Consider the following 25,774-nt stretch of genomic DNA (forward strand, 5'->3'; position numbering starts at 1 on the left):
GGCTCGCGCAGCGAGAACCCGGAATCCATCGGGCCGCAGCACGTGTAGACAAATGGATTCCGGGCTCGTGCTGCGCACGCCCCGGAATGACAACAAGAGGGAGAGCCACATGCCCCAGACCATCACCCGCGGCATCAAGGCGCTGATCGACGAGGCCAATGCCGAGATCGAGACGCTCACCGCCAAGGACGCCATCGAGATCTCGAAGAACGGCGACGTCGTTATCGTCGATATCCGCGATCCCCGCGAGATCGAACGCGACGGCCGCATCCCCGGCGCGTTCGCCTGCACCCGTGGCATGCTCGAATTCTGGATCGATCCGCAGAGCCCTTATGCCAAGCCGGTGTTCCAGGAGGACAAGAAGTTCGTCTTCCATTGCGCCGGCGGCCTGCGCTCCGCGCTCGCCGCCAAGACCGCGCAGGACATGGGCCTCAAGCCCGTCGCCCACATCGCCGGCGGCTACGCCGCCTGGCGCGACGCCGGCGGGCCGGTGGAGCAATGGGAGCCGAAGAAGAAGGGGTGAGGGTCCTGCGCTGCCGCTCCAATTTTCGGCGTCATTCCCCGAAGGCGGGGAATCCAGTACGCCGCGGCCTATCGATTGAAGCACAATCGTCTCGGCGTACTGGATCGCCCGTTCCTAGTGCGCAATTGCGCACTGGCCGGGCGATGACAGCGGAATTTGCCGCGCGCCGTATCAAACTCTCTCGCGCTGCGCGCGCACCGTAATGACTGCAAGGAAAAGCCAATGACCACCCCCACCGATCCCCTCGTCTCCACCGAATGGCTCGCCGCCCACATCAACGATGCCAACGTCAAGGTGCTCGACGCCAGCTTCAAGCTGCCGGGCGTGCTGCCGCTGCCGAAGGACGATTACCTCGCCGCGCATCTGCCGGGCGCGGTGTTCTTCGACGTCGATGCGGTCTCGGACCATTCCAACCCGCTGCCGCACATGTATCCGAGCGCCGAGCAGTTCGGCCGCGACGTCGGCCAACTCGGCATCTCCAATGCCGATACTGTCGTGCTCTACGATGCCGGCGGCTGGGTCGCTGCTCCCCGCGCGTGGTGGATGTTCCTGGCCTTCGGCCACGGCAATTTGCGCATTCTCAATGGCGGCCTGAAGAAGTGGCGCGCCGAGGGGCGTCCGGTCGAAAGTGGCGAGGCGAAGCCGAAGCCCGCGACGTTCAAGGCGAGCTACGATTCCAAGCGCGTGCGTAGCATGCAGCAATTGATCGCCAACGTCGAAAGCCGTGTCGAGCAGGTGATCGACGCGCGCGCCGCCGACCGGTTCGAGGGCCGGGCGCCCGAGCCGCGCGCGGGCATTCGCTCCGGCCATATCCCGGGCGCTCGCAACGTGCCCTATAACCTGCTGTTCGACGCCGCGACCGGCACGATGAAGCCGCTCGATGATCTCCGCGCGGCCTTCACGAACGCCGGCGTCAGGCTCGATGCGCCGATTGTGACGAGCTGCGGCTCCGGGGTCTCTGCCGGCGTGCTGACGCTGGCGCTTTATCGCCTCGGCATCACTGACACCGCGCTCTACGACGGCTCATGGTCGGAATGGGGCCAGGAAAAGGGACCGCCGATCGCAACGGGGCCGGCGTAACCCTACTGACGTGCGCGCGCGGTCGTCGTTGCGGCGAGGGTGGGTTGCGGCTGCCCGAACGGATCGAGTTGCTGAACCGGCGGCGGCGGACGCCGGACAATGCGGCGGCGCTTCTTCAGCCGATGCGCCCGCGGCTTGGTCGCCTTGCTCTCCGGCGAACTGCTGTCGGCCTTAGCGTCGGCCTTGGCCTTCGCCGGCGGATCCTTCCAGGCCGTGGTCGCCAGGTTATTCAATGCGGCGAACTTCGCGCTCGCCATGTCGAACGTGGACGAAGCCGAGGCTGCGCTGGGGGCGGCAGGTGTTGGTTTGCTTGTGAGAGCGATCGAAACCGGCTTGGCCTCGGCGATGGATGCGCTGGCGTCGGCCGGAGTAAGCGTGTTGCTTGAGGCCGGCGCCGCGGCGTCCGTCGTCGTCTCGGCCTTGGCCTCGACATTGGCCGGTTCGGCCGGGACGTCAGCCGGAGCTGCAACGACCTGCGGCTGACCGTCGGTCTCGGTTGTCACCACGACGACCGGCTCGGGCTCGCTCATCGGCAGCGCGATGGTCGGGACTTGATCGCGCAGCGACGGCGTCGGATCGGTGGCCGCCTCCGGCTCGGCGCGCAGGACCGCGAGCACCGGCTGGGCCGGCTCGGGAGCTTGTGCAAACACCTGCTCCTGCGGACCATTCCGCCAGGAGGGGTTGCTGACATACTGCTCGTGGCTCGCCCGCAGCAGCGCGGCGGCGCCCAGGCCGAATACCAGGATGGAGGCTGACAGCAGGATCGCGGCAAACAGAAAGCGAAAGCCGGGAAGCATCGAGGGATTGCGAATTTCCGCCCCGGCGGCGAAGTGGCCAGGGCCCATGAGCCATCTGAACGCGGTGACGGTACTGCTTGCCGCGTTCGCCACGCGGGGGATCGAAGCTCAAAGCGGCGGCGAATCAGGCTGATTCGAACATACCGCAACGATTCCGCGCCGTTCCGTAAAAAACAGAGCCGGCTAGTCCAGCAATCTCGGGCGTGGGCTGATTTTCGTCCCGTGATGCAAGGAGGCAACGGTAGTCTTGCGGATCACAAATCGGCAAATCGGGCACAAATTCGCCTGTAATGTCTTGAATGTGCCGCTATCTTCCGTCATCTGGCCGTTAACGGTCCGGACGGGGCCCGGGGACTATACAAGAGCGATGATGATCAAACATTTTCTGACGATATGCGCTGCCGCAACAGTCGCTGCGGCGGGAACCTCGCTCGCACAGGCTCAGAGCTATCCGGTCCAGCAGGCGCCGAGCTATGGCGCGCCAGCCGAATACCGGCCCGGCGACCGCGCGCCGAATTTCGACGCTATGGACGATGAAGACGATTCGATGCCGCAGGCAGCGCTGCCGCCGCCCGGCCCGGATCCGCGCTACGGCCGTCCGCCCGGCGCTCCCCCGGTGTATTCCGCCGCGCCGCCGCAGGGTCCGGTGATGTCGCCGGATGATCCCCGTTATGGCCGTCCCGCAGGTGCCCCCGTCTACTCGGCTGCGCCGCCGCAGGGTCCCGTGACGTCGCCCGACGATCCGCGCTATGGCCGCCCTGCCGGCCCGCCCGCGGTGATCTACGCCGATCGTCCGGCACAGGCGCCCGGCAGTGACGGCCTGCGTCCGCCCGAGGCGGTCGGTGGTCCCGGCGCGACCGGAACGGTCCAGGCCGGTCAGCCGCCCGTGGGTGCCGACGGCCGGCCGATGGCGATCGCCTCGCTGCCGCCCGAGGAGCAGCCTGACGCCGCTCCGGCGCAGCTGCCGCAGAACCTGCGCCGCCAGGAGGTCTCGCTGGCGACCAAGGAGCCGGCCGGAACGCTCATCGTCGATACCCCGAATACCTACCTCTATTACGTGCTCGGCAACGGTCGTGCGATCCGCTACGGCGTCCGCGTCGGCCGCGACGGTTTCACCTGGACGGGCGTGCAGAAGATCACCCGCAAGGCCGAGTGGCCGGATTGGCATCCGCCGACCGAGATGATCGAGCGACAGCCCTATCTGCCGCGCTTCATGGCCGGCGGTCCCGGCAATCCGCTCGGCGCCCGCGCGATGTATCTCGGCTCGACCGTCTACCGCATCCACGGGACCAACCAGCCCTCGACCATCGGCAAGTTCGTGTCCTCCGGCTGCATCGGCATGCTGAACGAGGACGTCTCCGACCTGTTCGATCGCGTCAAGGTCGGCACCCGCGTGGTCGTGATGCCGGGTGGTCCGCCGCCGGGAACTGCGACCGCATCCGCCGCGCCCGTGCCCGGCGCTGCCGGCCCCGCTCCGATGGCCGCGCAGGCCGGCCCGGTCGGAGGCACCCAGCCGACAGTGGTGCCGCCGCTGCCCGCACCGGTCACCGTGCGCTGAATCGGCCTCGCAAGAATTGATCTGATGACGGCGCGTGACCTTCGGTCACGCGCCGTCATCATTTGACGCATGCGCGCAAGTCCTACTTGCGCATACTTGAACGGCTCCGCACCTCGATTACGTCCGGGAGGATTGCAACGAATTGAGGAGCACAGGATGCGCATCTTTGTTGCGGGCGCGACCGGCGCGGTCGGTCGGTATCTTGTTCCGGCGCTGGTCGCCGCGGGTCATTCGGTGATCGGCACGACACGGAATGCGGCAAAAACAGATTTGGTGCGTCGATTGGGTGCAGAGCCGGTCGTCGCCGACGGCCTCGATGCCGGCAGCATGCACGCTGCGGTGATTGCGGCAAAGCCCGACGCCGTCATTCACCAGATGACGGATCTCGCGGCCGCCACGGACCTCCGGCATTTCGATCGGGCCTTCGCGCGAACCAACGAGCTCCGCACCCGCGGAACCGACATTCTGCTGAATGCCGCACGCGAGGCCGGCGCCAGGCGCTTCATCGCGCAAAGCTTCTGCGGCTGGACCTTCAGTCGCGCCGGGGGAACGGTGAAGACCGAGACCGATGAGCTCGACCCGCATCCGCCGCGAGAGCTGCGACGCACGCTTGAGGCAATCCGGTATCTGGAGCGAAGCGTCACCGCTTCGACGAAGCCGGAGGGTATCGTGCTGCGCTATGGATTCTTCTATGGACCCGGCACGGGCACGCTCTCGCCTGCGATGATCGACCAGCTGCGCCACCGGCGTGTGCCGGTGATCGGCGATGGCGGCGGCACGTGGTCGTTCATTCACACCGAAGATGCCGCCTCTGCCACGCTCGCCGCGGTCGAACGCGGACGCGCGGGCAGCATCTACAATATCGTCGACGATCATCCGGCGCAGGTGAAGGATTGGTTGCCCGCGCTGGCCGAATTGCTCGGTGCCAAGCCGCCGCGTCACATTCCCGCCTGGCTCGGGCGCCTGCTTGCGGGCGAGCATATGGTTGCGATGATGACGGAGGTGCGCGGAGCCTCCAACAGCAAGGCCAAGCGCGAGCTCGGCTGGCTGCCGGCGCATGCCTCCTGGCGCGACGGCTTTGCCGATGCGGCACGGCAGCCCACCAGCCAGCGCTCGGCGGCCTGAGGCATCACGCCAGCTTCCGCGGCAGCTCGCCGCCCTTGGTGAAGGCGTCGATCGCCTCGACCATCTGGCTGTAGTGGATGCGCAAGCCGTCCTCGGTGGCGTAGCCGAGATGCGGCGTCAGCACGAGATTGTCGAGCTTGCGGAAGGGATGCTCCGTTGGCAGCGGCTCGACCGAGAATACGTCGATGCCGGCGCCTGCAATCCTCTTCTGCTGCAACGTCTCGAGCAGCGCCTGCTCGTCCACGATCGGCCCGCGCGCGGTGTTGACGAGGAAGGCCGTCGGTTTCATCCGCGCGAGATCGGCAGCCCCGACCAGCCCGCGCGAGCGCTCGCTCAGCACCACATGGATGCTGACGATATCGGCCTTGGCGAACAGCTCCTCCTTGGTGGCGTAGCCGACGCCGGCATCCTTGCACTTCTCCGGGGTCAGGTTCGGGCTCCAGGCGATCACGTTCATGCCGAACGCCTTCGCAATGCCGGCCATCTTGCTGCCGAGCTTGCCGAGCCCGACGACGCCAAGCGTCAATCCTTCGATCTCGACGCCGGCAAAGGTCTGCCAGGGCTCGCCCGCATGCATGCGCGCGTTCTCGCGGCCGATGCCGCGGGTCAGTTCCAGGATCAGGCCCATGGTGAGGGGCGCAGTCGGATCGCGTGAATATTGCGTGCCGGCGATGGTGACGCCGCGCGCCTTGGCGGCCTCCATGTCGATCGAGGCGTTGCGCATGCCTGATGTCAGCAGCAGCTTCAGCTTTGGCAGGCTCTCGAACAGGCTCTTCGGGAACGCGGTGCGCTCGCGCATCGCGCAGACGATCTCGAAATCGGCCAGCGCGCTCGCCGCGGCCTGCTCGGAGGCGAAGGGATGGCTGAACACGGTGACGTCGATGCGGTCGGACAGGCTTTGCCAATCGGCGACTTCGAGGGCGAGATTGAAATAGTCGTCCAGAATTGCACAGCGCAGCCGCGTCATCAGCGTTCTTCCATGGCGAGAGGTGGAACCAGGCCATGGTTGCGCGCAATCAGGACCGTGCGCAAGCCGTTCGCGTCTTCAAAAATCCGACAGGTGATAAAGGCTCAGAGGTCGCGGGGCTTGAGCCGGAACGGCGCATTCATGCCGTGCTTGGCGCGCCAGGCGGGGCCGGGGCCGCGCATGTAATGCAGTTCGGGCCGGTAGGGGTTGAAAGCGGTGGCGAAGAAGCGCTTCCAGAAGCCCTTGATCTCCGAGGCAAATGCGGAGGCGCTGCCGGCTTCCGCCGGAACGGGAAGGGAATGGGTCTCGATCATGGCCATGACGCTGTCTCGCTGTGCTCCCGTTCATTCTGAGCGGGTGGCGCTGTTTCCGCGCGAAACCGAGCTTTGGCCTGATTTATTAAAAGATAGTTTCAATTGTCCGGATCGGTGGCGGGATGGTGTCCGGCCCGTATTCATCCGTGGTGAACGGAGGGAAAACATTGCCCTTTGGGGGCGGGATCGCTACATCGGCGGCAAGCAAATTTCCTCAAATCGAAGGTTTTCGGGACCGATGGCGCGCCAGTTCATCTATTTCATGCAGGGCCTGACCAAGAGCTACCCGACCCGGAAGGTGCTCGATAACATTCATCTGAGCTTCTACCCGGACGCCAAGATCGGCGTGCTCGGTGTCAACGGCTCGGGCAAGTCGACGCTGCTCAAGATCATGGCAGGCCTCGACAAGGAATATAACGGCGAGGCCTGGGTCGCCCAGGGCGCCCGCGTCGGCTATCTCGAGCAGGAGCCGCATCTCGATCCGGCACTCAGCGTACGCGAGAACGTCATGCTGGGCGTCGCCAAGCAGAAGGCTATCCTCGATCGCTACAACGAACTGGCGATGAACTACTCCGAGGAGACCGCCGACGAGATGACCAAGCTGCAGGACGAGATCGAGGCCCAGGGCCTCTGGGATCTCGACAGCAAGGTCGACCAGGCCATGGACGCGCTGCGTTGTCCGCCTGACGATGCCGACGTGTCGAAACTCTCTGGCGGTGAGCGCCGCCGAGTCGCGCTGTGCAAGCTGCTGCTCGACCAGCCTGAGTTGTTGCTGCTGGACGAGCCGACCAACCATCTCGACGCGGAATCGGTGTCGTGGCTGGAAGGCCATCTGCGCAACTATCCCGGCGCGATCCTGATCGTCACCCATGACCGCTACTTCCTCGACAACGTCACGAGCTGGATTCTCGAGCTCGATCGCGGCAAGGGCATTCCCTACGAGGGCAATTACTCGTCCTGGCTGCAGCAGAAACAGAAGCGGCTCGAGCAGGAGGGCCGCGAGGACGCTGCGCATCAGAAGACGCTGGCCCGCGAGCAGGAATGGATCGCGTCCTCGCCGAAAGCCCGCCAGGCCAAATCCAAGGCGCGCTATCAGCGCTATGACGAACTGCTGAAGCAGGCGAGCGAAAAGCAGACACAGACTGCGCAGATCACGATTCCAGTGGCCGAGCGCCTAGGTCAGAACGTGGTCGACTTCGAAGGGCTCAGCAAAGGTTTCGGCGATCGCATGCTGATCGACGATCTCACTTTCAAGCTGCCGCCCGGCGGAATCGTCGGCGTGATCGGCGCCAACGGCGCCGGCAAGACCACGCTGTTCAGGATGATCACCAAGCAGGAAGAGCCGGACAAGGGCACCATCACGGTCGGCGAGAGCGTTCATCTCGGTTACGTCGACCAGTCGCGCGACGCGCTCGATGGCAGCAAGAACGTATGGGAGGAGATCTCCGGCGGCAATGAGCTGATCCTGCTCGGCAAGAGGGAAGTCAATTCACGCGGCTATTGTTCGTCGTTCAACTTCAAGGGCGCCGACCAGCAGAAGAAAGTCGGCGCGCTCTCCGGCGGCGAACGCAACCGCGTGCACCTTGCGAAAATGCTGAAATCCGGCGCTAACGTTCTGTTGCTCGACGAGCCGACCAACGACCTCGACGTCGACACGCTGCGTGCGCTCGAAGAGGCTCTGGAGGATTTCGCCGGCTGCGCCGTCATTATCAGCCATGATCGCTGGTTCCTCGATCGCATCGCGACCCACATCCTGGCCTTCGAAGGCGACAGCCATGTCGAATGGTTCGAGGGCAACTTCCAGGACTACGAGAAGGACAAGATGCGCCGGCTCGGCCAGGACAGCATCATTCCGCATCGCGTGAAGTACAAGAAGCTGACGCGGTGATCTCAGCATGATGCGGCGGGTGCTCATAGCTGCGGTGATCGCTATCACCTGCGGCCTGTCGCCCGCCCGCGCTGCCGACGCCGCCTTCGCGCAGTTCATTGCCTCGCTGTGGCCGGACGCGGAGGCCGCCGGCGTGTCGCGCGCGACGTTCGAGCGAGAGACGCACGGGCTCGAGCCTGACTACAAGCTGCCGGATCTGATCCTGCCGGGGCGGCCCGCAACGGGGGCGCCGTCGCAGGCCGAGTTCGTGCAGGTGCCGGCCGACTATGTCAGGGAAGCCTCGATCGCGCGCCTCGCGGGCGAGGGGCAGCGGCTGCTGCAAAAATATCGTCCCGCGCTGACGGAGATCGAGAAAAGCTCCGGCGTGCCCGCCACCGTCATGCTGGCGATCTGGGGCCGCGAAACCGACTATGGCCGCTACACGCTGCCTTACGATCTCGTGCGCGTGCTGGCGACGCAGGCCTATGTCGGCCGCCGCAAGGACACCTATCGCAACGAGTTCATCCTCTCGCTGAAAATTCTCGGTGACGGCGTGGTGACACGCAAGGACATGCGCTCGTCGTGGGCCGGCGCGACCGGGCTCACGCAATTCCTGCCGTCCGAATATTACAAGCACGGCGTCGATTTCGACCGCGACGGCCGCATCGACATCTGGCATTCGGTGCCGGATGCGCTGGCCTCCGCCGCGCAGCAGCTCGTCAACAAGGGCTGGCAGAGCGGCGTACGCTGGGCTTACGAGGTGCAAGCTCCGGCCAAGGTCGATTGCACCGCCGGCGTGCCCGAGGTGACGAAGCCGATCGGCCAGTGGCTGCGCGAAGGCTTTGTGCCGGTGCGCGGACAAAAGCTCACTGCCGCCGAGCAGGCGCAGCCGGCCTCGCTGCTGCAGCCGGAAGGCATCTACGGCCCGTCCTTCCTGACCACGAAGAACTACTTCGTGATCAAGGAATACAATTTCTCCGATCTCTACGTGCTGTTCGTCGGCCATCTCGCCGACCGCATGACGAGCCCGCAGCCGTTCGCGACGCCGTGGTCTGCCTCGAAGCAATTGCGCACCAAGGATGTCGAGGCGATGCAGCGCGGGCTCACGCGCGTCGGGCTCTACAAGGACAAGATCGACGGCAAGGCGGGCATGCAGACGCGCGCTGCGCTCGGCGCCTACCAGAAGTCGGCAGGCCTCAAGGTCGATTGCTGGCCGAGCGAAGAGGTGCTGCGCTCGATCCAGGCGCGATAGCGAGCCGCAGTTCTTCGCCAAAGAAAAAGCCCGGCCGAGGTGCTCGGCCGGGCTTCGATCGCGGCGCTCATGAACGCCGTGCGATCAGATCAGTAGCAAACGCGAACCGGGCGGACGGTCCAGCCGTAGCCGTCCCAGTAGCGCTGGCGCTGCCAGTAGCAGGGCGGCGGCGGGCCGGGCTCGGCCACATAAACCGGTCCGCCATAGGCGGGACGGCTCGATGCGATGGCACCGCCGACGATTGCGCCGCCGATCAGGCCGGCTGCGATGCCGGCGCCGACGCCGTCATGGGCTTGGGCGGACGGAGTGGCGGTCACCAGCGAACCGGCGATCGTCGCAACCGTAAGGGCGGCAACTAAAGTCTTCTTCATACTCTTGGCTCTCCTGAGAGATGGATGCTCCTTGTTAGGAGCGTCCGGGGTTCAAAGGTTCACGCAGACTCTGATGGAATTGGCCTTGCAGTTAGGAAGCGCGCAAATGGTCAATCCGCGGTAAACGCACACGGAGCTGTGACGAGAAAAAGCGGTCTTTTTCAGGCCCGGAGATGAACGGCGCATCTGGAATGAATCTGCTTGGGGCGACTTCAGCCACAGACTCTGACGCGGCGGACGCGCCAGGCATAACCGTCCCAGAAGCGCTGCTTCTGCCAGACGCAGCCGTCGCCATAATAGTCGTCGGCGACGTAGCCCGGGCCCGGTGCGTAGTAGCGCGGCGGATAGTAGCCCGGGCTATATCCCGGACCATATGCGTAGCCGGGGCCGGGGCCCGGTCCGTAATAATACGGAGAGGCCAGCGCCCCGCCGACAATGGCGCCGCCGATGATTCCGGCTGCCACGCCCGCCGCGACGCCGCGTTGCGCCTGGGCTGGTGTAGCGGCGCTAAGGGCCACCGCGGCGACGGCAGCGATTGCCAGGAGCGACTTCTTCATTGGCTGACCTTTCGAACAAAGCACACGGGAACTCTTTGAGGGTAAAGTTCCATATTTCGATTGAATGATCAATGAACGGCACCTTTGCCGGGGGCGACCAATTAACATGGACCGCAGCTCAGCCGGGGGAGGGCGATGATGGGTAACGCGATGATAAATGCATTGATCGCTGCCGGGGTCGTCTTCGCGATCGGCTACGGCTGGATCACCCATCTTCAGAACCGCAGCCAGCGGCGCTCCCGCGCCGGGGCCGGCGGCAATGGCGGTGGCGACACCGCCACCGGCACGAGCGACGGCTCCTCGTTTGGGAGCTGGTTTTCCAGCGATAGTTCCGGCAGCTCGACCGACGGCGGCAGCTGTTCCAGCAGCGATAGCGGCAGTAGTGGCGGAGATTGCGGGGGCGGCGGCGATGGTGGAGGCGGCGGGGGCGACTAGATCCGCCGCAATCTTGATCCAGCGCAAGGCCCTATTTTAGAGCCGTTCTAGGCTGTTTCCGGGCTAGTTTGGAATAGCTTCAAATTCCGCTTTTTCCTTTTGCATCCGGCCGGCCCCTTAAATATCGATGATGGCGCATCACCAAAGGGCCTGCCGCTTCCATGATCGTTTGTTCCTGTAACGTGCTGAGCGATGACGACATCCGCGCCGCCGTCGCCGAGTCCGACGACGCTGTGCGCCATGCCAAGCAGGTCTATGGGTGTCTCGGCTGTAGCGCCGAATGCGGCCGCTGCGCTCGGACGATCAAGACCATTATCGACGAAGCACTCGGCCCCTGTGCCACGTCCTGCTGCTCCGGCTGTCCGCACAACCACACTGTGGCGGCCAATGACGAGACGGCCCAGCCGGCCGAGTTCGCCCTCGCGGCCTGCTGAAATCTTCCGCAACCCTGGCTGAGCATTTCACCGGCTGCGTCCCGTAGCCGGTTGCTCCAGTCTTCAAACTCATTTAGAAGCGTTCTAAATTCGGTTTACGGCCGATTTGGACTGCAAGAGCTGGAGTGAACCATGCAGGGCGACGCAAAAGTTATCGATTATCTCAACAAGGCACTGCGTCACGAGCTGACTGCAATCAACCAGTACTGGCTGCACTACCGCTTCCTCGACAATTGGGGCCTGCGGGATATGTCCAAGGTCTGGCGCAAGGAGTCCATCGAGGAGATGGAGCACGCCGACAAGCTGACCGAGCGGATCCTGTTCTTCGACGGCTTCCCGAACATGCAGGTGCTCGATCCCTTGCGTATCGGCCAGAACGTCAAGGAGATCATCGAGTGCGATCTCGCTGCCGAGATGAGCGCGCGGGCGCTCTACCAGGAAGCGGCGACCTACTGCCACAGCGTCAAGGATTATGTGACGCGCGACCTGTTCGAGAAGCTGATGAGCGACGAGGAGCACCACATCGACTTCCTCGAGACCCAGCTCGACCTGATCGGCCGCATCGGCCTCGAACTCTACACCCAGAAGCACGTTGGCGGGCTCGAGGGCGAGGGACACTAGGTCCCTTACTCCGCACTCTCCATTCGTCATGGCCGGGCTTGTCCCGGCCATCCACGTGCTACCCTGCAACGAAGACGTGGATGCCCGGGACAAGCACGGGCATGACGCCCGTGTGCGGTTCGAAAGCCGGCTACAACTGCGTCTTGTAGAGCTCTTCCACGATCTCCTGACTCTGCGGCTCACCAAGGCCGGTTTGCTCGTGGACCACCTCGACGATGCTCGGCATCACCGAGCGCGGCACCTTCTCGGACGACCACAGCTTCGAGCGCATCAGGGCCTTGCCGCAGTGGAAATAGACTTCGCTGACGGCGAGGTTCAGCACCGCGCGCGGCGGCTTGCCAAACTCCACCATCGAGGCGAGCAGGTCCGGATCGGCGGACAGCGTGCCGCGGCCGCCGACGCGCAGCGTCTCGTCGAATCCGGGGACGAAGAACAACAGATGCACGAAGCCCGAGCCCTCGACGACATTTCGAAAACTGTCGATCCGGTTGTTGCCGGAGCGATCAGGCATCAGCAGCTGGTTGGGGCCGGCGACGTGGACGAAGCCAACGCCGCCGCCGCGTGGTGAGGCATCGACGCTGCCGTCCGCTCCCGACGTCGCGAGCACGCAGAACGGTGACATCTCGATGAATTTCTTCGCATGCGCATCGATCGCGGGGCGCGCTTTCGCGATCACGCGTGGGCTCGGCTGGGCATAGATGGTGGCGAGGTCTTCGGCGCAAAGATCAGTCACGAAGGTCTCCCTGGTGGAATGCCTGAGAATATCATCTCCCGGCGCGATCGCTATCCCCCTTGTCACGCCGCCGCGGCCACTCGATCACGCCAGCGCAATACAGAGCCCGCCCGATCAGGACCGGCTGAAGCGCCAGCCGCGGCCCGTGGTAGAGCCAGCTGTTGGGGATGCGTGGAAGGTCGATGCCCTCCAGGACATGCTTGATGTTTGCCGCCCACACGCAAAGCGCATAGAGCGCAAGCGCGCGTTCTGTCGTTCACAGGAACCATCGGCCGAGCTAGCACCGCGTCGAGGCGCTATCGCGCTACACCGCATCCGCCGGCACGAAGCAACTGATGATGATGGCGCCGCGGTGATGGACGTACCACACTACGGCCTGGCCGACCGGATTGCCGCGGTCGCGGATGATGGCGCGCTCGGGCACCTCCATCCATTGTCCCTCGATCGGCACCCAATAGGCGCCGCTGCGCACGTCGTACTCAGTGCGATGGCCGTCGGAGACGTCGCAGCAGGGCACGCCGTTCGGTGCGATCACGCTCTTGAACCAGGCGCGGATGTCAGGCGGGACGTGATCATATTGCCCGTTGTCGAACGCGAACGCTGCGCCCGTCAGCGCCGCCAGCCAAACGCACAGTACGAGCCTGTGCATGCGATCCTCCTCATCGCGTGTCGTGCCATTGGCGCGCGATTGCCCCGCGCGTCGATTCGTATCGTTGATGCGATTAAGCCCGACCTGTCAGCGCAATGCATGCTCAAATAATATGCGGCGTCGAGGCGCCGCCTATGATGCATGGCGAACATGGCGGCAAGCCTGGCAATCCTACATCGTCCGCTGCGGCGCGGTTTGCAGAAACTGCCGGACCTGCTCGCTGTAGAATTTGGCGTTCCCCGTGGTGCCGTGGCCGCGCGTCTCCGTGCTTGCTGGGATGAGATACAGTTTGCCGTTCTTGACCCGCGTCATCGCAGCGTCCGTGAGGCCGGTCTCAGGCGGGTTGCGTTCGTCGTCGGCGGAATTGATCAGCAGCAGCGACGCTTCGATCGCCTCCAGCTTCTCGCGGGCATTGTAGTCATGCGAGGACTCCCACTGGTAGACGAAGTCGTTGGCATCTGCGGTGATCGCCATGGCCAGCCGCTCGTCGACGATCTTGTCGGCCTTCGCTGCCGTCGGCGCCTGCGATTGATAGGCCAGCGTTCCGCCGATGCTCGCGATGCCGTAGGCGGTGATCGCGTATTTCATCATGCGCGGCTGGCCGGTGTAATTGCCGCCATTGTAGTCGGGATCGCTGCGGATGGTGTCGAGCATGATCCGCCGCAGCATCCAGTTGCGCGACGCCATCTCGGTCGGCTGCGAGGCCATCGGGATCAGCGCGTCCATCGCCTTCGGATATTTCTCGCCCCACAACCAGGTGTGCATGCCGCCCATGGAATTGCCGATGACGAGCCGCAGGTGCTTGACGCCAAGCCCTTCCGTCACCAGGCGATACTGGGCTTCGACCATGTCCTCGTAATCGTATTTCGGGAAGCTCGTCTTCATCCCGTCGGACGGTTTTGACGATTTGCCATGGCCGATATTGTCGGGGATGATGATGTAATATTTGGAGGCATCCAGCGGCTGCCCCGCGCCGAACAGCTCGCCGGCAAAGGCTGGTGACAGCATGCTCGCGCCCGAGCCGCCGGTTCCGTGCAGCACCAGGACCGGCTGGCCGCTCGGCTCACCCACGGTGGTGTAGTGCAGCTTCAGCTCCGGCATGGTCTCGCCGGTGTGGAACTTGAAATCCCTGACGACCCAGTCGCCCTGCTTCGGTGCCGGATAATCGGCCGCCCATGCGAACGTCGAGATGGCCGACACAGAGACGGACAACAGGATGGCTGACAGCGCCGCGCAAGAAGCTTTCATGTCTATTTCCCCCGTGCGGCTCTGGTCGGCGGCCGCGTTGCGGCGGAACTTAGCAGAACTGTCCGGAAGGATGTAGGATTTCGTTTTCGCCGGTCGTCCTCGAGGGAAAGGTCAGGAGAGAGTGCATGTGCCGCAACATCAAGACGCTGTTCAACTTCGAGCCGGAGGCGACGGAGGATGAGATCCACGCCAGCGCGCTCCAGTTCGTTCGGAAACTGTCCGGCTTTAACAAGCCTTCGCAGGCCAACGAGGCGGCCTTCGATCGTGCGGTGGCGGAGGTCGCGGAGGCTGCGCGAAAACTCCTGACGTCGCTGCACACCCACGCCCCGGCACGCGACCGTGAGGCCGAGGCGGAAAAGGCCAAGGAACGTTCGCGGCTGCGCTTCGGCTAGGCGGCTCGAAGGTCCGTTCCGTGATCTGGCTCACGGTGAAAGCGGTCGCAACGCGCGATGATGTTCGCCGGGCTTTTGACACCCGGGAGCACGACCATGAGCCGCCCTCTTCTTCCGCTGAAAGCAGGTGCCGTCGTTTTCACGCTGCTGTGGACAGCGTGGATGACGTGGTGGAGCGGTTCGTTCTCGAGCGCGAACGTCGTGATCCTGGCCTTGTGCGGCGCAGCGGTCGGTTATCTCTGGTACCGCGCCATGCGCTGGCAGTTCGAGCGTATGGGCATGCTGCCGCGACGCGAGAATGGGACGAAATAGATTCGTCTGTCAGTCCTAGCCGTGCTTCTTCTTTTTCTTCTTCTTCCTGTGATTGTCGCCTTCGCTGTCCTCGTCCTCGTCACCGAGGGGCGCGTCGTCGGTCTCCTGCACGGCTGCCTCCAGCGCCTCGCGCTCGGCGGCTTCACGCTCGCGCTGGCGACGGCGCTCGTCCCAGGCGTCGAACAGTTGATCGAGCCACGGCAGCACCTGCTCGATCGACGGCAATGGGCCGGGCGGACCGGCCTCACCACGCGGGCCTTGCGGCCCCGCCGGCCCTTGCGGTCCGACAGGTCCCTGTGCACCGGCTGCCCCGCGCGGTCCGGCTTCGCCCTGCTTGCCTTGCGGGCCGGGCTTGCCCAGTGGTCCGGCCTTTCCGATCGGACCCGGCTTGCCCTGCGGCCCCGGCTTGCCACGCGCGCCATCGGGGCCCCGCTTGCCCGGATGGCCCTGTGGTCCCGGCCGCCCCGGTTCGCCCTGCCGTCCGCGCGGTCCCTGAGGTCCCTGCCGTTTTTGTTCGTCTGCCACGCCGCTGCTCCCTTGACCGGAAGCAAGCTAATTAGCGGCGTTTGACGACAGCGGCAATTCCGCCGGGCTCGCGCCTGGGCTTGATCAACACCAATCGGCCGCACGTCGCGCGCTAGTCGTGATAGGCCGGCACCTCGATGCCGGAGGCGGCGTAGAGCCTGATCTTGTTGCGCAGCGTGCGCACCGAGAGGCCGAGCACGCGCGAGGCGCGCGTGCGATTGCCGTCGCAACGGGCGAGCGTCTGCAGCACGAGCTCACGCTCGACCTCGTCGACGGTCGCGCCGATCAGCAGCGGAACGATCTGGTTCGGTGAAAGGAAATATGCGCCCGGTTCGGACGCAGCGACATGAACAGTGGTCATCGACACACTCCCCGATCAACGCCCGCCTCCCTCTTTGGAAGCGGATCGAGAACAAACGACCCCCAAGCCGTAAATCTACGGTGGGCGGGTTTGGTTAACGAAAGGTTAACCGCGGGGCGATCGCACCAATTGACCTTGGGAATGCCGCCGCACCGCCGCGATTGGCACGGATTGCATGTTCCCGCGAGCATACTCCGCATTACCAAGCAGGCATCATCCCGCTCACACCGTCCGGTATCCGCCATCCACCATCACGATCGTTCCCGTGACGTAGGCCGACATGTCCGACGCAAGGAAGATCGCGGGACCCACGATGTCCTCGGGCTTGCCGGTGCGCGCCAGCGGGGTGTGATCGACGAAGGCCTGCACAAGCGCCGGATTGGTCGCGCGCACATTGGCGTTGATGTTGGTCTCGATGAAGCCCGGCCCGATCGCATTGACGCGCACGCCCTCCTTGCCGAGCTCGACCGCGAGCGCCTTGGTGAAGCCGAGCACGCCGTGTTTCGAGGTGGTGTAGGCCGCCGAGCTCGGCGTGCGCAGATGCACGAAGGACTGAATCGAGCCGATATTGACGATGCGGCCCTTCGCTACGCGCAACGGGCTCAGGAACGCCTGCGTCATGTTGAAGACGCCGTTGAGGTTGAGCGAGATGATGTCGTTCCAGTCCTTCGCCACCGTCTCCGTCTCCGCGGTGAAGGCGTTGCGGCGAGTGATCCCGGCATTGTTGACGAGGATCGAGACCTGCCCGACCTCGTCGGCGACTTGCTTGGCGAGCGCGAAGCAGTCGTCGCGTTTGGTGACATCGAGCGCAAAGCTCTCGGCCTTGCCGCCGGACTTGCGGATTCCCTCGGCGGCTTCCGCGACCGTGTCGGCGTTGACGTCGAGCAGCACCACTTGCGCGCCCTCGCGGGCGTAGCCGGCCGCGATGGCCCGGCCGATGCCCGAACCGGCGCCCGTGACGATTGCGATGTGGTTTGCGAGCAATGCCATGACAATTTCCTCCCGATTTCTTTTCGAAGTTTCATGAAAGGCTAACTCGAAATTAAGGGGTCGGAAACGGCGGCCTTGGCATACTGGTCTTGATTGCTAAACGTTGCGCGCATGATGGAACGGCTCGAATCCTGGAAATTCGCACTCGAACGCCTGCGGTCGGTGGACGGCGCCGATTGGGCCGAGGCGGGCCGGCTGGTCGCCGAGGTCGCGCGGATGAGCACCGATACCATGCTGCGTCAGGCCGCCGAGCAGGCGCTTCCGGTGCTGCGCCAGGCCGTGGACAATGACGATCACAGCGTCACGCTGGCGGCCCGGCGCCGTCTCGGCGTGGTGCTCGACGTCGTTCACGACCTGACCGCGCCGCGCTTCGGCCGCCGCAATGCTGCGCCGAAAAAATTGTCCAGCGAGGATCGCGCCCGCAAGGTGCTCGGCCTACCGCTCGCGGTGCAGCTCACCTGCGAGGACATCAACCAGGCCTATCGTCGCGCCGCCAAGAGCATGCACCCCGACCACGGCGGCAGCGCCCAAGCGTTCATCGACCTTGCCGCCGCGCGCGATATCCTGATCCATCCCCGCGCCTACAAGGACGCGTGAGAGCTCATGTGCTATCCTGTAGCCCGGATGAGCGAAGCGACATCCGGGACGGGTCTAGCCCATGGTTCTGTATCGCAGAAATTTTCTTCCCGGCGGCACCTACTTTTTTACTGTAGCGCTCTTCGACCGCCGATCGACCATTTTGATTGAGAACGTTGACGCCCTGCGCGATGCCTTTCGGGCCGCTCGCAGGGAGCGCCCGTTCGAGGTCGATGCGATTGTGATCCTTCCGGACCATTTGCATGTCGTCATGAACCTCCCGCCGCATGACGCCGATTTCGCGGGACGTTGGCGAAGGATCAAGGGGCATTTCAGCAGCGCACTACTGCATGCGGGTATCGACGTAGCCCGCCACTCCAATGGAGAATTGGCTCTGTGGCAACGACGCTACTGGGAGCACACGGTTCGCGACGAAGATGATTTCGCCCGCCACGTGGATTACATTCACTTCAACCCAATTAAACATCGCTACGTCCAGCGCGTTTGTGATTGGCCGCATTCGTCCTTTCACCGATATGTGCGGGCGGGATTGCTCCCGGAAGATTGGGCGGGCGATGCCGGCGAAAGCGGGATTGCTTTCGGTGAGCGAGCCGAGGGAGGCTGACCGGGCGTAGGTTGAATTCCCGGATATCGCTTCGCTCATCCGGGCTACGGACGTCGGACTTGGAGTCGAGCCTCAGCTCTTGTTCACGCAGCTCGGATAGGGCGCGGCTTCGCCTGCTACGATCGGGCAGAGCTCGATCGGGCTGAGCGCGCGCAGACGGGCCTGCCAGCGGTCGTCGTTCACCGGCGGCTGGTCGGTTTCGGGGCCGCGCTCGGCCCATTGGATCGTGTAGTAGTCGCTCGTGCCCTTCAGCGTGACCAGGAGTGCGGTTTCGCTGTGCCGGGTCGGACCGCTGTCGACGCGGCCGCAGCCGATCACGGCGACGAAACCTTCGAACCGGCCGAACGTGGTGGCGCCAAGCGGCCTTGCCGCAAAGCTGTCGGGGCAGGCGGATTTGAAACCGCTTGCGATCGAGCCCGCGAATTTCTCCGGCGATGAACCTGGAGTGAGCGTCATGCCCTTCTCGCCGGTCACGGTGATCATCTCGGTCCAGCGTTCAGGCGTCTCGCCCTTCAGTACGGCCTCGCGGATGTAGTGGCCGCCCTTGGTGTTCTCGAACACCGCGGAAAAATTCGACGGCATCGCGAAGCTGACCAACTGGCCGAACACCGGCGAGATCACGCGGAAGGATTGCGGGGCCTGTGCGTTTGCCGTTGCGGCGATCAGCAGCGATGCGGCCAGAACCGTGGCTTTCGTCGGCGCGCGCATCGATTGGCTCCAAAGCCGCGAGGTGAAAAACAAGCGGGCAAAAACAAGCGGGCAAGGATGCTGGTTGGCGCGGGACGCTGGGAGGCGCCCCGAACAAGATGTGAGTAGGTCCGCCAGCTGGCCAGGTTCAAAGCGGGTGCGCGGAAAATGCGCGATCTCGGCCGAAAAACCAGTGGCGCGTCGAAAAGAAAAAGGCGGACCGCTCGCGCGATCCGCCCTTTGAAATCCGATCTGTCGCCTCAGGCCTAGAGCGTGCAGCGGCGCTCCCCGCGCAGCTTGATCTGGAGCTCCGAGGCGGCGGTGAAGGTCGGGAGCGGCTTGCTGACGACCTTGTAGGTCGACACGCCCCACTGGAACGGCTTGTACTTGAGGTCCTCGTTCCAGACCTGGCAGATGCCGGTGTTGTCCCAGCGGATCACGTAATAACCGACCGCCGCAGAGGCCGGCACGGCGAACACGGAGGTGGCGATGCCGGCAACGGCACAGAGGGCGAGAACGCGACGCATGAAATATCTCCTGATGGGGAACGTGAGACGGAAACTGGTGCGGCAAATCTGCGCGGCTGGCAAGCGGGGCGGCGACCGTTCACGGATAAGTCAGCCGTTGATCGGCCGTTCGAACGACCCTTATCCCTTGACTGTCGCCTGACGATCACTCGTCTACCCCTTGGCCAGCGACGCGACCGCCTCGATCTCGATCAGCATCTTCGGATCGGGCAGTGCGTGGACCACGCAGGTGGTGCGGGCAGGGTAGGGCGGCGGGCCGAAGGCGCCGGCATAGAGTGCGTTCATGGCGGCGACGTCGGAGGCGCGGGTCAGCAGCACGTTGACCTTGACGAGATCGCGGATCGCGGCGCCGGCCTCCGCCAGCACGCGCTTGATGTTGAGGACGACATTGGCGAACTGCGCCTCGAAGCCTTCGGGAAGCGCGCCGCTCGCGTCGAAGCCGGGAATGCCGGAGACGAACAGGAGATCGCCGGTGCGCGTGGCAAAGGACAGCGGCGGCGCCTTGATGTGGGGCGGGGGCGCGAAATGCTGGATCGGCATGAGATCACCTCGGATGGACGGCAGGAAGCGCAAGCGTAGCGGCAGGTTAGGGCGCCTCCAACAAAAAACGCGAAAACAACCCCATGCACAGTAGGCATCCAGCGGGAATCATTGAGCTTTCTTTTTGACTTCGGGAAAAGCAAAATAACCGTTGCTCCGTCGGGCAAAACAGGGGCAGAATGGCATGATGGCGGGTGAGCGTCTTGTCGCGCCAAACTCCGCCGTCATGCTCCGGCTTGACCGAGCATCCAGTACGCTGCGGCTTCTCGGTTCACCATTGCCCCCTCTGGAATACTGGATCGCCCGGTAGAACCGGGCGATGACAGTTGAGTGTGTTGCTACAGAACCACGACTCACGCTCACCCCATCATGTTGCCGCCCCGATCCATCGGATAGATTCCGCTCGTTCGATTCGTTGCCCTCCTTGAAGAATAGCCCCCGGAGACTCCCATGAAGTTCGCATCCACCCTTCGCGCCGCGCTGGTCGGCATTGCCGCGCTTGCCGGCCTCTCGACCTCGGCGCTGGCCGACGGCGGCACCGTGGTGCTGACGATCTACAAGGCGGGCTGGATCATCGGCGGCTCCGGCGGTTCGGGCGTCCTGAACTTCCGCGGCCGCGCCTATTCGCTCTCGACCGGCGGTCTCGACTACGGCCTCGTCTTCGGCGGCTCCAAGACCGTGCTGCGCGGCCGCGTCTCCAACATCAACCGGCCCTCCGATATCGCCGGCGTCTACGGCGCCGCCGGTGCCGGCATCGCAGTGGGCCGCGGCGCGCGTGCGATCGTGCTGACCAACCAGAAGGGCGCCGTGCTCGAGCTGTCCGGCACGCAAGTCGGCCTGATGGCGAATGCGGATCTCAGCGGCCTTGCGATCACGATGCGGTAGGGGCGATCAGCTCAATTCGTAGCCCGCATGAGCGAGAGCGACATGCGGGTCAACCCTCGGTCCCGGATGTCGCTGTCGCTCATCCGGGCTACGTTCCCGTCACCGCCGCGTGAATCCGTTCGCAATGTGCGACGAGATTTGCGTGCGCATCGACGAACGCCTTCAGCGGTGTCGGGATCGGAAAGAAGAAAATGTTGGCGATGAAGCCGTAGATGCCGGCATCGACGCTAGTCGGCGCCGCGCCGTGGACGAAGCCGGCCGCCGGCACGATCTCCGCCAGCACCTGCAGATCGGCGAGCCCCCGCGCATAGGCCTGCTCGGGCGTGTAGCGGCCGATGCCCTGGAAGTGATAACGCTGCGCATTATACGCCTTCGCCTTCTCGAACCCTGCCGCGTCGATCTGCTTGTGCTGCGCGATGAAGGCGTCGCGAAACGCGGGATAATAACGCTCGTCCTTCCAGCGCGAATACGACATCACCCAATAGAGATCGTCGAGCATGCGCGTGACGAAGTGGTTGGTCCGCCTCTGCTCCGCAGTTAGCGCGGCGTCGATGGTCAGCCGGTATTTCGCGGTCGCATGCGCGATGATGGTCTCGCTGTCGCCGATCGTCTCGCCGTCGTCCACGACGTACGGCAGCTGCCCGCGCGGCGCGGCGGAGGCATCGAATACGTGCTCATGCACGAATGGTACGCAAGCGAGCTTCAGAAAGGCATAGACCTTGAGGCCGTAGCCGTTGTTGTCGGCGACGCCGAACAGCTCTGGATAGGAGTAGAGGGTCAGCATGGGACGCTCCTCAAGCTGAAGTCGTATCGCCGCAGTGACGCCCTTGCAACAGTCTCGTGCTTTGTGCGCCGCCGCCCTCGGCGGACGATCGGCATCGTTGCTGGTTTGCCCCGACAACGCCATCCGGGATTGTTATACTCCGCATCCCCGTGACGTCAGCGATGGTGACCCTATGGCGAGAGAGTTGGAAGGCAAGGTTGCGGCCGTGACCGGGGCTGCGTCCGGCATCGGATTGGCCAGCACCGAGGCGATGCTGGCCGCCGGCGCGCGCGTGGTGATGGTTGATCGCGACGAGGCCGCGCTGAAGTCGCTCCGCGACAAGCACGGCGACGCCGTGATCCCGCTACTTGTCGACCTGCTGGACCCAAAAGACTGCGCAACGCTGCTGCCGCGCGTTCTGGAGCAGGCCGGCCAGCTCGACATCCTGCATGCGAATGCCGGCACGTATGTCGGTGGCGATCTGGTCGATGCCGACACCGTGGCGATCGACCGGATGCTGAACCTGAATGTCAACGTCGTGATGAAGAACGTGCACGACGTGCTGCCGCACATGATCGCGCGCGGGACCGGCGACATCATCGTCACGAGCTCGCTGGCGGCGCATTTTCCGACCCCATGGGAGCCGGTCTATGCATCGTCCAAATGGGCGGTCAACTGCTTCGTCCAGACAGTGCGGCGCCAGGTCTTCAAGCACGGCATCCGCGTCGGCTCGATCTCGCCAGGCCCGGTCGTCAGTGCACTGCTCGCGGACTGGCCGCCGGAGAAGCTGAAGGAAGCCAGGGACTCGGGAAGCCTGCTGGAGGCCAGCGACGTGGCTGAGGTCGTGATGTTCATGTTGACGCGGCCGCGCGGCATGACAATTCGTGACGTGGTCATGCTGCCGACCAATTTCGATCTTTAGGGCGCTAACGGTCCTGCGAACCCTTCGATGCGGCGGTGAACACCGCCAATTGCGCCTCGAATGCCCGCCTGAACGCGGGCCGCGCTTCGCCGCGGGCGACATAGGCGGCGATATCGGGATATTCGTCCAGCAGCCCCGATGTGTTCAACCGGCGCAGCACCGTCACCATCATGAGATCGCCGGCGCCGAACGCACCGTCGAGCCAGCCGGCATCGCCGAGGCGGCGGGACAATTCGCCGAGCCTGACACGGACGCGATCCTGCAGCATCGGCAGCCGCTCCGCGTACCAGCTCTTGTCGCGCTCGAACAGCATGGCCATCCCGAGCTCGACGATCGGCGGCTCCAGTGTGCTGAGCGCGGCAAACATCCACGCGATCGCGCGGGCCCGGGCGTTCGGCTCCGTCGGCAGCAACCCGGCATGACGCTCCGCGAGATGGAGTACGATCGCGCCGGACTCAAACAAGGCGAGGTCGCCGTCCTCGTAGGTTGGAATCTGCCCGAACGGATGCAGGGAGAGATGGGCGGGCGCCTTCATGTCCTTGAACGAAACCAGACGCACGTCGTAAGGCTGCCCCACCTCCTCGAGCGCCCAGCGCACCCGCATGTCGCGCGCTTGTCCACGGCCGCGGTCGGGCGAGTTTGCGAAGGCGGTGAGGGTGGGGGGCATCGGAGGTCTCCGGGGTTGATCGCGTTTTGCGTTCGGAGGACGAATGGAATGAGTGGATTCCGACAGGTTAATGGGTTTTCGTGGACCCGTAGCCCGCATGAGCGATAGCGATATGCGGGGCAGCTGCCGGCCCCGGATGTCGCTGTCGCTCATCCGGGCTACAAGAAAAACCCGCCGCCACTGTCGGATCGTTGCCTCCTGCCTCGTCCTTGGAACATCGGCGCGCCGCCGCGCGCCCGCCCGAGGCAAAAGGATATCCATTCATGACCTCCATCACGCCGTTTCTCTGGTTCGACAACAACGTGCCGGAGGCGGTCGCCTTCTACAAATCGGTGTTTCCCAATGCAAAGGTCGAGACCGTCAGCGACTTCATGGCGGTGTTCGAGCTCGAAGGCCAGCGCTTCAACGCGCTCAACGGCGGCCCGCAATACAAGTTCAACGAAGCGGTGTCGTTCTTCATCAGCGTGGAAACGCAGGCGGAAGTCGACTATTTCTGGGACAGGCTCACCGCCGCCGGCGGCGAAGAATCCCGCTGCGGCTGGCTCAAGGACAAGTTCGGGCTGTCCTGGCAGGTGATCCCATCAGCGCTCGGCCGCTACCTCGGCGACCCCGACCGCAGCAAGGCGAACCGCGTCATGCAGGCGATGATGCAGATGAGAAAGATCGTGATTGCGGATCTGGACAAGGCGTATACGGGCTGAGGGGCGGGCCGTGGTGACGGTGCCAACTCCTCATGGTGAGGAGGCGCGTAGCGCCGTCTCGAACCATGCAGGCCCACATCCCGCCGCGGCTATCCTTCGAGACGCCCGCTACGCGGTCTCCTCAGGATGAGGTCTGTGGGTGTTGAGTGTCCAGTGCAGCGACCCACGCCGCAAGCTCGCGCCACGGCTCCAGCGTCCAATGCCCGGACGCCGCACCCGACGGCGACGGCAGCACGAACACCTCGGGCAAGCTCTCATCCCGCGGCTGCCGCCCCAGCGCAATCCCGCTCGACGGCCTGCCATAAAACAAGCTCGCCGCCTTCTTGCTCGTGAATGCAATCGTCCTCGGGCGAAACTTTTCGATCTTGGCCCTGAACCCCGGCACGTCGATTGTCTCAGCCGCGATCTGGTGATCCATTCCGGCGCCCGACTTCGACAGATCAGTGAAGCCGATCCCGAGCTCGAGCAGGCTTGCGAACTCGCCCGGCTGATAGCGCCGCGGCGTGATCCCTGCCTCATCGATCGCGCGCCAGAAGCGATTGCCGGGATGGGCGTAGTAGTGCCCCAGCTCGGCCGAACGCGTCGAGGCAGCGGTGCCCACGAAGACGAGGCGGAGGTTGGGGCGGAGCTGGTCGGGGAGGAGGTGGGGGGTGGCGGCGGGCACGTCAACTATCCGGGGCTGTAGCCCGCATGAGCGGAGCGATATGCGGGACGGCAAAGACCCGGATGTCGCTGCGCTCATCCGGGCTACGTTTGCTGAGCTCATCCTACCCGGAACGGTATCTTAGACGCTTCCAAGAATACCCCATCGTAACCCATTTGTTCGAGCAGCGTACGGCCGGCCAACAAAGACGTATCGGGCTCTGCCCGGACCGGACCACAGCTTCGTAATCGGCAGGCGATCAGGAAGACTAGCGCGCCCCAAATGTTTCAATCGTTCTGAGGATATCTCCGCGGCGGCTGTGCCGAGCTTTAGCTCGACAAACGGGGCGAGTCCCGTTGATCTTGGCAAAAGTCGCACCTGTTCTTTCCAGGCTGGCCTAAAGATGATTCGCCACTCTCGTTCTTCAACAAATGCAGGGTTCTTGATCAACGGCGCGGCAGCTGTAGCGCGCCACAAAAACATATGGGCCCAATCGCGTCGATGTTCGTCGCGATCATTAGCGGGTATAGTACCCGCAACCTTCTGATACTCCGAAAGCCCCCATTGGAGCAGTTTTTGCACCAAAGCTAACTGCCGCGAGGGCTCATAGATCACTGGCGCTAATACACCATCTAGGCCCAAAACGTGGTGATTGAGCTTAACGAGATCGAAGCCGATAGAGTAGCCGCCTTCCCCGCGCCCATATGCGCGCCATTGATTAAGGCTGTTTTCCTCACTCGATAGGCAACTGACGAAATAGGGGCCGACATGCTGCGGGCCAGCGAGGGCAACGGGGTCTTTGACTTCCTTCAGCAGACAGATCCTTAGCGGGTCACTTTCAATCAAGAGAGCTTTGTCGATCTCCTGCGCAAGAAGCGATACCGCATGGAGATATTCGCTCGCATCGTTCATAAAAGCGAGATGCGTCGCGCGAAGCAGCCCGCTTTCCACAATGCCTTTTAGGCCTCCGGCATCTGTGTAGTGATATAGAGTTTGGGGCAGCTGTACGTCCCGATAAGCCTCGCTCATCAGTGTCCATACAGCTACCCGGATAGCGGAGTCCTGCTCCTGAGGAATCGGTCGTTGCGGAACGAAATCAAACATCGCGATTCTCGAAGCTAGGTCGT

34 protein-coding genes and 1 pseudogene are annotated in these 25,774 nt (G+C 64.1%); 16 read left to right on the plus strand and 19 right to left on the minus strand.

What is annotated here, in order from left to right; all coding sequences use genetic code 11:
• Positions 1-109 precede the first annotated feature (109 nt).
• Entirely contained in the window at positions 110-523 is a 414-nt protein-coding gene (locus ABIB90_RS15710; RefSeq protein ID WP_007613708.1) for a rhodanese-like domain-containing protein, read from the plus strand.
• A 222-nt stretch (positions 524-745) separates the two neighbouring features.
• On the plus strand, positions 746-1,603 hold the full coding sequence (sseA, locus tag ABIB90_RS15715; RefSeq protein WP_354201072.1) for a 3-mercaptopyruvate sulfurtransferase: 858 nt from the start codon (positions 746-748) through the stop codon (positions 1,601-1,603).
• A gap of 2 nt (positions 1,604-1,605) precedes the next feature.
• Here sseA and ABIB90_RS15720 read toward each other — a convergent pair whose 3' ends face one another.
• A complete protein-coding gene (locus ABIB90_RS15720) occupies positions 1,606-2,448 on the minus strand; it encodes a hypothetical protein (RefSeq protein ID WP_354201162.1) in 843 nt (280 codons plus the stop codon).
• A gap of 322 nt (positions 2,449-2,770) precedes the next feature.
• Here ABIB90_RS15720 and ABIB90_RS15725 point away from each other — a divergent pair, with 322 nt between their 5' ends.
• The gene (locus ABIB90_RS15725) at positions 2,771-3,958 is read left to right on the plus strand and encodes a L,D-transpeptidase family protein (protein WP_354201073.1); all 1,188 of its coding nucleotides are present in this window, start codon (positions 2,771-2,773) and stop codon (positions 3,956-3,958) included.
• Between the two features lie 156 nt (positions 3,959-4,114).
• Entirely contained in the window at positions 4,115-5,083 is a 969-nt protein-coding gene (locus tag ABIB90_RS15730; protein ID WP_354201074.1) for an NAD-dependent epimerase/dehydratase family protein, read from the plus strand.
• A 4-nt stretch (positions 5,084-5,087) separates the two neighbouring features.
• On the opposite strand, the gene ABIB90_RS15735 is transcribed toward ABIB90_RS15730, so the two are convergent.
• Positions 5,088-6,050: a D-2-hydroxyacid dehydrogenase family protein gene (locus ABIB90_RS15735; RefSeq protein WP_354201075.1), complete on the minus strand. Its 963-nt coding sequence runs from the start codon at positions 6,048-6,050 to the stop codon at positions 5,088-5,090.
• A gap of 104 nt (positions 6,051-6,154) precedes the next feature.
• Entirely contained in the window at positions 6,155-6,370 is a 216-nt protein-coding gene (locus tag ABIB90_RS15740; protein WP_027519710.1) for a hypothetical protein, read from the minus strand.
• Between the two features lie 232 nt (positions 6,371-6,602).
• On the opposite strand from ABIB90_RS15740, the gene ettA reads away from it, so the two are divergent.
• Both ettA and ABIB90_RS15750 read left to right on the plus strand, forming a co-directional pair.
• Positions 6,603-8,252: an energy-dependent translational throttle protein EttA gene (gene ettA / locus ABIB90_RS15745; RefSeq protein ID WP_007600707.1), complete on the plus strand. Its 1,650-nt coding sequence runs from the start codon at positions 6,603-6,605 to the stop codon at positions 8,250-8,252.
• 7 nt (positions 8,253-8,259) lie between these two features.
• Complete coding sequence (locus ABIB90_RS15750) at positions 8,260-9,483, plus strand: lytic murein transglycosylase (RefSeq protein ID WP_354201076.1); 1,224 nt, start codon at positions 8,260-8,262, stop codon at positions 9,481-9,483.
• Positions 9,484-9,572: 89 nt separating this feature from the next.
• Here ABIB90_RS15750 and ABIB90_RS15755 read toward each other — a convergent pair whose 3' ends face one another.
• Together ABIB90_RS15755 and ABIB90_RS15760 are read right to left on the minus strand one after the other, a co-directional pair.
• Positions 9,573-9,854 carry a hypothetical protein gene (locus ABIB90_RS15755; protein WP_354201077.1) on the minus strand — a complete coding sequence of 94 codons (282 nt, stop codon included), beginning with the start codon at positions 9,852-9,854 and terminating at the stop codon, positions 9,573-9,575.
• 212 nt (positions 9,855-10,066) lie between these two features.
• Complete coding sequence (locus tag ABIB90_RS15760; protein WP_219685473.1) at positions 10,067-10,411, minus strand: hypothetical protein; 345 nt, start codon at positions 10,409-10,411, stop codon at positions 10,067-10,069.
• Between the two features lie 135 nt (positions 10,412-10,546).
• On the opposite strand from ABIB90_RS15760, the gene ABIB90_RS15765 reads away from it, so the two are divergent.
• The 3 genes from ABIB90_RS15765 (at position 10,547) to bfr (ending at position 11,901) form a co-directional block, all read left to right on the plus strand.
• Positions 10,547-10,846, plus strand: coding sequence for a hypothetical protein (locus ABIB90_RS15765; protein ID WP_354201078.1), 300 nt, complete (start codon positions 10,547-10,549; stop codon positions 10,844-10,846).
• A 161-nt stretch (positions 10,847-11,007) separates the two neighbouring features.
• Complete coding sequence (locus tag ABIB90_RS15770) at positions 11,008-11,280, plus strand: (2Fe-2S)-binding protein (RefSeq protein ID WP_007600718.1); 273 nt, start codon at positions 11,008-11,010, stop codon at positions 11,278-11,280.
• Positions 11,281-11,412: 132 nt separating this feature from the next.
• The gene (bfr, locus tag ABIB90_RS15775) at positions 11,413-11,901 is read left to right on the plus strand and encodes a bacterioferritin (protein WP_007600720.1); all 489 of its coding nucleotides are present in this window, start codon (positions 11,413-11,415) and stop codon (positions 11,899-11,901) included.
• A gap of 130 nt (positions 11,902-12,031) precedes the next feature.
• On the opposite strand, the gene ABIB90_RS15780 is transcribed toward bfr, so the two are convergent.
• The 4 genes and pseudogenes from ABIB90_RS15780 to ABIB90_RS15795 form a co-directional block, all read right to left on the minus strand.
• Positions 12,032-12,634: an MSMEG_1061 family FMN-dependent PPOX-type flavoprotein gene (locus ABIB90_RS15780; protein WP_007600722.1), complete on the minus strand. Its 603-nt coding sequence runs from the start codon at positions 12,632-12,634 to the stop codon at positions 12,032-12,034.
• A gap of 31 nt (positions 12,635-12,665) precedes the next feature.
• Positions 12,666-12,878 (minus strand): annotated as a pseudogene (locus ABIB90_RS15785) (DoxX family protein); the annotation flags it as partial.
• A gap of 60 nt (positions 12,879-12,938) precedes the next feature.
• Positions 12,939-13,283, minus strand: a complete 345-nt coding sequence (locus ABIB90_RS15790; protein WP_007600723.1) for a hypothetical protein — start codon at positions 13,281-13,283, stop codon at positions 12,939-12,941.
• A gap of 171 nt (positions 13,284-13,454) precedes the next feature.
• Positions 13,455-14,531, minus strand: a complete 1,077-nt coding sequence (locus ABIB90_RS15795) for an alpha/beta fold hydrolase (RefSeq protein ID WP_354201079.1) — start codon at positions 14,529-14,531, stop codon at positions 13,455-13,457.
• A 125-nt stretch (positions 14,532-14,656) separates the two neighbouring features.
• On the opposite strand from ABIB90_RS15795, the gene ABIB90_RS15800 reads away from it, so the two are divergent.
• Complete coding sequence (locus ABIB90_RS15800; RefSeq protein WP_007600726.1) at positions 14,657-14,923, plus strand: DUF2277 domain-containing protein; 267 nt, start codon at positions 14,657-14,659, stop codon at positions 14,921-14,923.
• Between the two features lie 96 nt (positions 14,924-15,019).
• Complete coding sequence (locus tag ABIB90_RS15805) at positions 15,020-15,235, plus strand: hypothetical protein (protein WP_007600728.1); 216 nt, start codon at positions 15,020-15,022, stop codon at positions 15,233-15,235.
• Between the two features lie 15 nt (positions 15,236-15,250).
• Here the strand turns inward: ABIB90_RS15805 and ABIB90_RS15810 are convergent, their stop codons facing one another.
• The 3 genes from ABIB90_RS15810 to ABIB90_RS15820 form a co-directional block, all read right to left on the minus strand.
• On the minus strand, positions 15,251-15,760 hold the full coding sequence (locus ABIB90_RS15810) for a collagen-like domain-containing protein (RefSeq protein WP_007600730.1): 510 nt from the start codon (positions 15,758-15,760) through the stop codon (positions 15,251-15,253).
• A 112-nt stretch (positions 15,761-15,872) separates the two neighbouring features.
• The gene (locus ABIB90_RS15815; protein WP_027519697.1) at positions 15,873-16,121 is read right to left on the minus strand and encodes a helix-turn-helix domain-containing protein; all 249 of its coding nucleotides are present in this window, start codon (positions 16,119-16,121) and stop codon (positions 15,873-15,875) included.
• Positions 16,122-16,343: 222 nt separating this feature from the next.
• Positions 16,344-17,111: an SDR family NAD(P)-dependent oxidoreductase gene (locus ABIB90_RS15820; RefSeq protein WP_007600732.1), complete on the minus strand. Its 768-nt coding sequence runs from the start codon at positions 17,109-17,111 to the stop codon at positions 16,344-16,346.
• Positions 17,112-17,222: 111 nt separating this feature from the next.
• On the opposite strand from ABIB90_RS15820, the gene ABIB90_RS15825 reads away from it, so the two are divergent.
• Both ABIB90_RS15825 and ABIB90_RS15830 read left to right on the plus strand, forming a co-directional pair.
• On the plus strand, positions 17,223-17,708 hold the full coding sequence (locus ABIB90_RS15825; RefSeq protein WP_354201080.1) for a J domain-containing protein: 486 nt from the start codon (positions 17,223-17,225) through the stop codon (positions 17,706-17,708).
• A gap of 61 nt (positions 17,709-17,769) precedes the next feature.
• Positions 17,770-18,312, plus strand: coding sequence for an REP-associated tyrosine transposase (locus tag ABIB90_RS15830; protein WP_354201081.1), 543 nt, complete (start codon positions 17,770-17,772; stop codon positions 18,310-18,312).
• Positions 18,313-18,384: 72 nt separating this feature from the next.
• On the opposite strand, the gene ABIB90_RS15835 is transcribed toward ABIB90_RS15830, so the two are convergent.
• From ABIB90_RS15835 to ABIB90_RS15845, 3 genes are all read right to left on the minus strand, one after another.
• On the minus strand, positions 18,385-19,020 hold the full coding sequence (locus tag ABIB90_RS15835) for a hypothetical protein (protein WP_007600737.1): 636 nt from the start codon (positions 19,018-19,020) through the stop codon (positions 18,385-18,387).
• A gap of 245 nt (positions 19,021-19,265) precedes the next feature.
• Positions 19,266-19,526 (minus strand): hypothetical protein, encoded by a 261-nt coding sequence (locus ABIB90_RS15840; RefSeq protein WP_007600739.1) that lies wholly within the window; start codon positions 19,524-19,526, stop codon positions 19,266-19,268.
• A 153-nt stretch (positions 19,527-19,679) separates the two neighbouring features.
• Positions 19,680-20,066, minus strand: coding sequence for a RidA family protein (locus ABIB90_RS15845; protein ID WP_354201082.1), 387 nt, complete (start codon positions 20,064-20,066; stop codon positions 19,680-19,682).
• A gap of 450 nt (positions 20,067-20,516) precedes the next feature.
• Between ABIB90_RS15845 and ABIB90_RS15850 the strand changes: the two genes are divergently transcribed.
• Positions 20,517-20,951, plus strand: coding sequence for a hypothetical protein (locus ABIB90_RS15850; RefSeq protein ID WP_027519692.1), 435 nt, complete (start codon positions 20,517-20,519; stop codon positions 20,949-20,951).
• 88 nt (positions 20,952-21,039) lie between these two features.
• On the opposite strand, the gene ABIB90_RS15855 is transcribed toward ABIB90_RS15850, so the two are convergent.
• Positions 21,040-21,735, minus strand: coding sequence for a glutathione S-transferase family protein (locus ABIB90_RS15855; RefSeq protein ID WP_354201083.1), 696 nt, complete (start codon positions 21,733-21,735; stop codon positions 21,040-21,042).
• A 172-nt stretch (positions 21,736-21,907) separates the two neighbouring features.
• On the opposite strand from ABIB90_RS15855, the gene ABIB90_RS15860 reads away from it, so the two are divergent.
• Positions 21,908-22,636, plus strand: a complete 729-nt coding sequence (locus tag ABIB90_RS15860; RefSeq protein WP_354201084.1) for an SDR family oxidoreductase — start codon at positions 21,908-21,910, stop codon at positions 22,634-22,636.
• Between the two features lie 4 nt (positions 22,637-22,640).
• On the opposite strand, the gene ABIB90_RS15865 is transcribed toward ABIB90_RS15860, so the two are convergent.
• Positions 22,641-23,303, minus strand: coding sequence for a glutathione S-transferase family protein (locus tag ABIB90_RS15865; protein ID WP_354201085.1), 663 nt, complete (start codon positions 23,301-23,303; stop codon positions 22,641-22,643).
• 263 nt (positions 23,304-23,566) lie between these two features.
• Here ABIB90_RS15865 and ABIB90_RS15870 point away from each other — a divergent pair, with 263 nt between their 5' ends.
• Entirely contained in the window at positions 23,567-24,004 is a 438-nt protein-coding gene (locus ABIB90_RS15870) for a VOC family protein (protein WP_354201086.1), read from the plus strand.
• Between the two features lie 121 nt (positions 24,005-24,125).
• Here the strand turns inward: ABIB90_RS15870 and ABIB90_RS15875 are convergent, their stop codons facing one another.
• Complete coding sequence (locus ABIB90_RS15875) at positions 24,126-24,668, minus strand: mismatch-specific DNA-glycosylase (protein WP_354201087.1); 543 nt, start codon at positions 24,666-24,668, stop codon at positions 24,126-24,128.
• A 120-nt stretch (positions 24,669-24,788) separates the two neighbouring features.
• Complete coding sequence (locus ABIB90_RS15880; RefSeq protein WP_354201088.1) at positions 24,789-25,751, minus strand: DUF2971 domain-containing protein; 963 nt, start codon at positions 25,749-25,751, stop codon at positions 24,789-24,791.
• Between the last annotated feature and the right edge of the window lie 23 nt (positions 25,752-25,774).

Source organism: Bradyrhizobium sp. JR4.1, assembly GCF_040548605.1.
GTDB lineage: Bacteria > Pseudomonadota > Alphaproteobacteria > Rhizobiales > Xanthobacteraceae > Bradyrhizobium > Bradyrhizobium canariense.

Coding starts and splice junctions, on each gene's coding strand:
- ABIB90_RS15840 (WP_007600739.1), bottom strand. CDS start 19,526: ATGCGTCGCGTTCTCGCCCTCTGTGCCGTTGCCGGCATCGCCACCTCC.
- ABIB90_RS15760 (WP_219685473.1), bottom strand. CDS start 10,411: ATGAAGAAGTCGCTCCTGGCAATCGCTGCCGTCGCCGCGGTGGCCCTT.
- ABIB90_RS15820 (WP_007600732.1), bottom strand. CDS start 17,111: ATGGCATTGCTCGCAAACCACATCGCAATCGTCACGGGCGCCGGTTCG.
- ABIB90_RS15815 (WP_027519697.1), bottom strand. CDS start 16,121: ATGACCACTGTTCATGTCGCTGCGTCCGAACCGGGCGCATATTTCCTT.
- ABIB90_RS15855 (WP_354201083.1), bottom strand. CDS start 21,735: ATGCTGACCCTCTACTCCTATCCAGAGCTGTTCGGCGTCGCCGACAAC.
- ABIB90_RS15835 (WP_007600737.1), bottom strand. CDS start 19,020: ATGCGCGCGCCGACGAAAGCCACGGTTCTGGCCGCATCGCTGCTGATC.
- ABIB90_RS15800 (WP_007600726.1), top strand. CDS start 14,657: ATGTGCCGCAACATCAAGACGCTGTTCAACTTCGAGCCGGAGGCGACG.
- ABIB90_RS15730 (WP_354201074.1), top strand. CDS start 4,115: ATGCGCATCTTTGTTGCGGGCGCGACCGGCGCGGTCGGTCGGTATCTT.
- ABIB90_RS15870 (WP_354201086.1), top strand. CDS start 23,567: ATGACCTCCATCACGCCGTTTCTCTGGTTCGACAACAACGTGCCGGAG.
- ABIB90_RS15805 (WP_007600728.1), top strand. CDS start 15,020: ATGAGCCGCCCTCTTCTTCCGCTGAAAGCAGGTGCCGTCGTTTTCACG.
- ABIB90_RS15795 (WP_354201079.1), bottom strand. CDS start 14,531: ATGAAAGCTTCTTGCGCGGCGCTGTCAGCCATCCTGTTGTCCGTCTCT.
- ABIB90_RS15710 (WP_007613708.1), top strand. CDS start 110: ATGCCCCAGACCATCACCCGCGGCATCAAGGCGCTGATCGACGAGGCC.
- ABIB90_RS15735 (WP_354201075.1), bottom strand. CDS start 6,050: ATGACGCGGCTGCGCTGTGCAATTCTGGACGACTATTTCAATCTCGCC.
- ABIB90_RS15845 (WP_354201082.1), bottom strand. CDS start 20,066: ATGCCGATCCAGCATTTCGCGCCCCCGCCCCACATCAAGGCGCCGCCG.
- ABIB90_RS15825 (WP_354201080.1), top strand. CDS start 17,223: ATGATGGAACGGCTCGAATCCTGGAAATTCGCACTCGAACGCCTGCGG.
- ABIB90_RS15740 (WP_027519710.1), bottom strand. CDS start 6,370: ATGGCCATGATCGAGACCCATTCCCTTCCCGTTCCGGCGGAAGCCGGC.
- ABIB90_RS15725 (WP_354201073.1), top strand. CDS start 2,771: ATGATCAAACATTTTCTGACGATATGCGCTGCCGCAACAGTCGCTGCG.
- sseA (WP_354201072.1), top strand. CDS start 746: ATGACCACCCCCACCGATCCCCTCGTCTCCACCGAATGGCTCGCCGCC.
- ABIB90_RS15830 (WP_354201081.1), top strand. CDS start 17,770: ATGGTTCTGTATCGCAGAAATTTTCTTCCCGGCGGCACCTACTTTTTT.
- ABIB90_RS15790 (WP_007600723.1), bottom strand. CDS start 13,283: ATGCACAGGCTCGTACTGTGCGTTTGGCTGGCGGCGCTGACGGGCGCA.
- ettA (WP_007600707.1), top strand. CDS start 6,603: ATGGCGCGCCAGTTCATCTATTTCATGCAGGGCCTGACCAAGAGCTAC.
- ABIB90_RS15750 (WP_354201076.1), top strand. CDS start 8,260: ATGATGCGGCGGGTGCTCATAGCTGCGGTGATCGCTATCACCTGCGGC.
- ABIB90_RS15755 (WP_354201077.1), bottom strand. CDS start 9,854: ATGAAGAAGACTTTAGTTGCCGCCCTTACGGTTGCGACGATCGCCGGT.
- ABIB90_RS15865 (WP_354201085.1), bottom strand. CDS start 23,303: ATGCCCCCCACCCTCACCGCCTTCGCAAACTCGCCCGACCGCGGCCGT.
- ABIB90_RS15770 (WP_007600718.1), top strand. CDS start 11,008: ATGATCGTTTGTTCCTGTAACGTGCTGAGCGATGACGACATCCGCGCC.
- bfr (WP_007600720.1), top strand. CDS start 11,413: ATGCAGGGCGACGCAAAAGTTATCGATTATCTCAACAAGGCACTGCGT.
- ABIB90_RS15880 (WP_354201088.1), bottom strand. CDS start 25,751: ATGTTTGATTTCGTTCCGCAACGACCGATTCCTCAGGAGCAGGACTCC.
- ABIB90_RS15850 (WP_027519692.1), top strand. CDS start 20,517: ATGAAGTTCGCATCCACCCTTCGCGCCGCGCTGGTCGGCATTGCCGCG.
- ABIB90_RS15860 (WP_354201084.1), top strand. CDS start 21,908: ATGGCGAGAGAGTTGGAAGGCAAGGTTGCGGCCGTGACCGGGGCTGCG.
- ABIB90_RS15765 (WP_354201078.1), top strand. CDS start 10,547: ATGATGGGTAACGCGATGATAAATGCATTGATCGCTGCCGGGGTCGTC.
- ABIB90_RS15720 (WP_354201162.1), bottom strand. CDS start 2,448: ATGGGCCCTGGCCACTTCGCCGCCGGGGCGGAAATTCGCAATCCCTCG.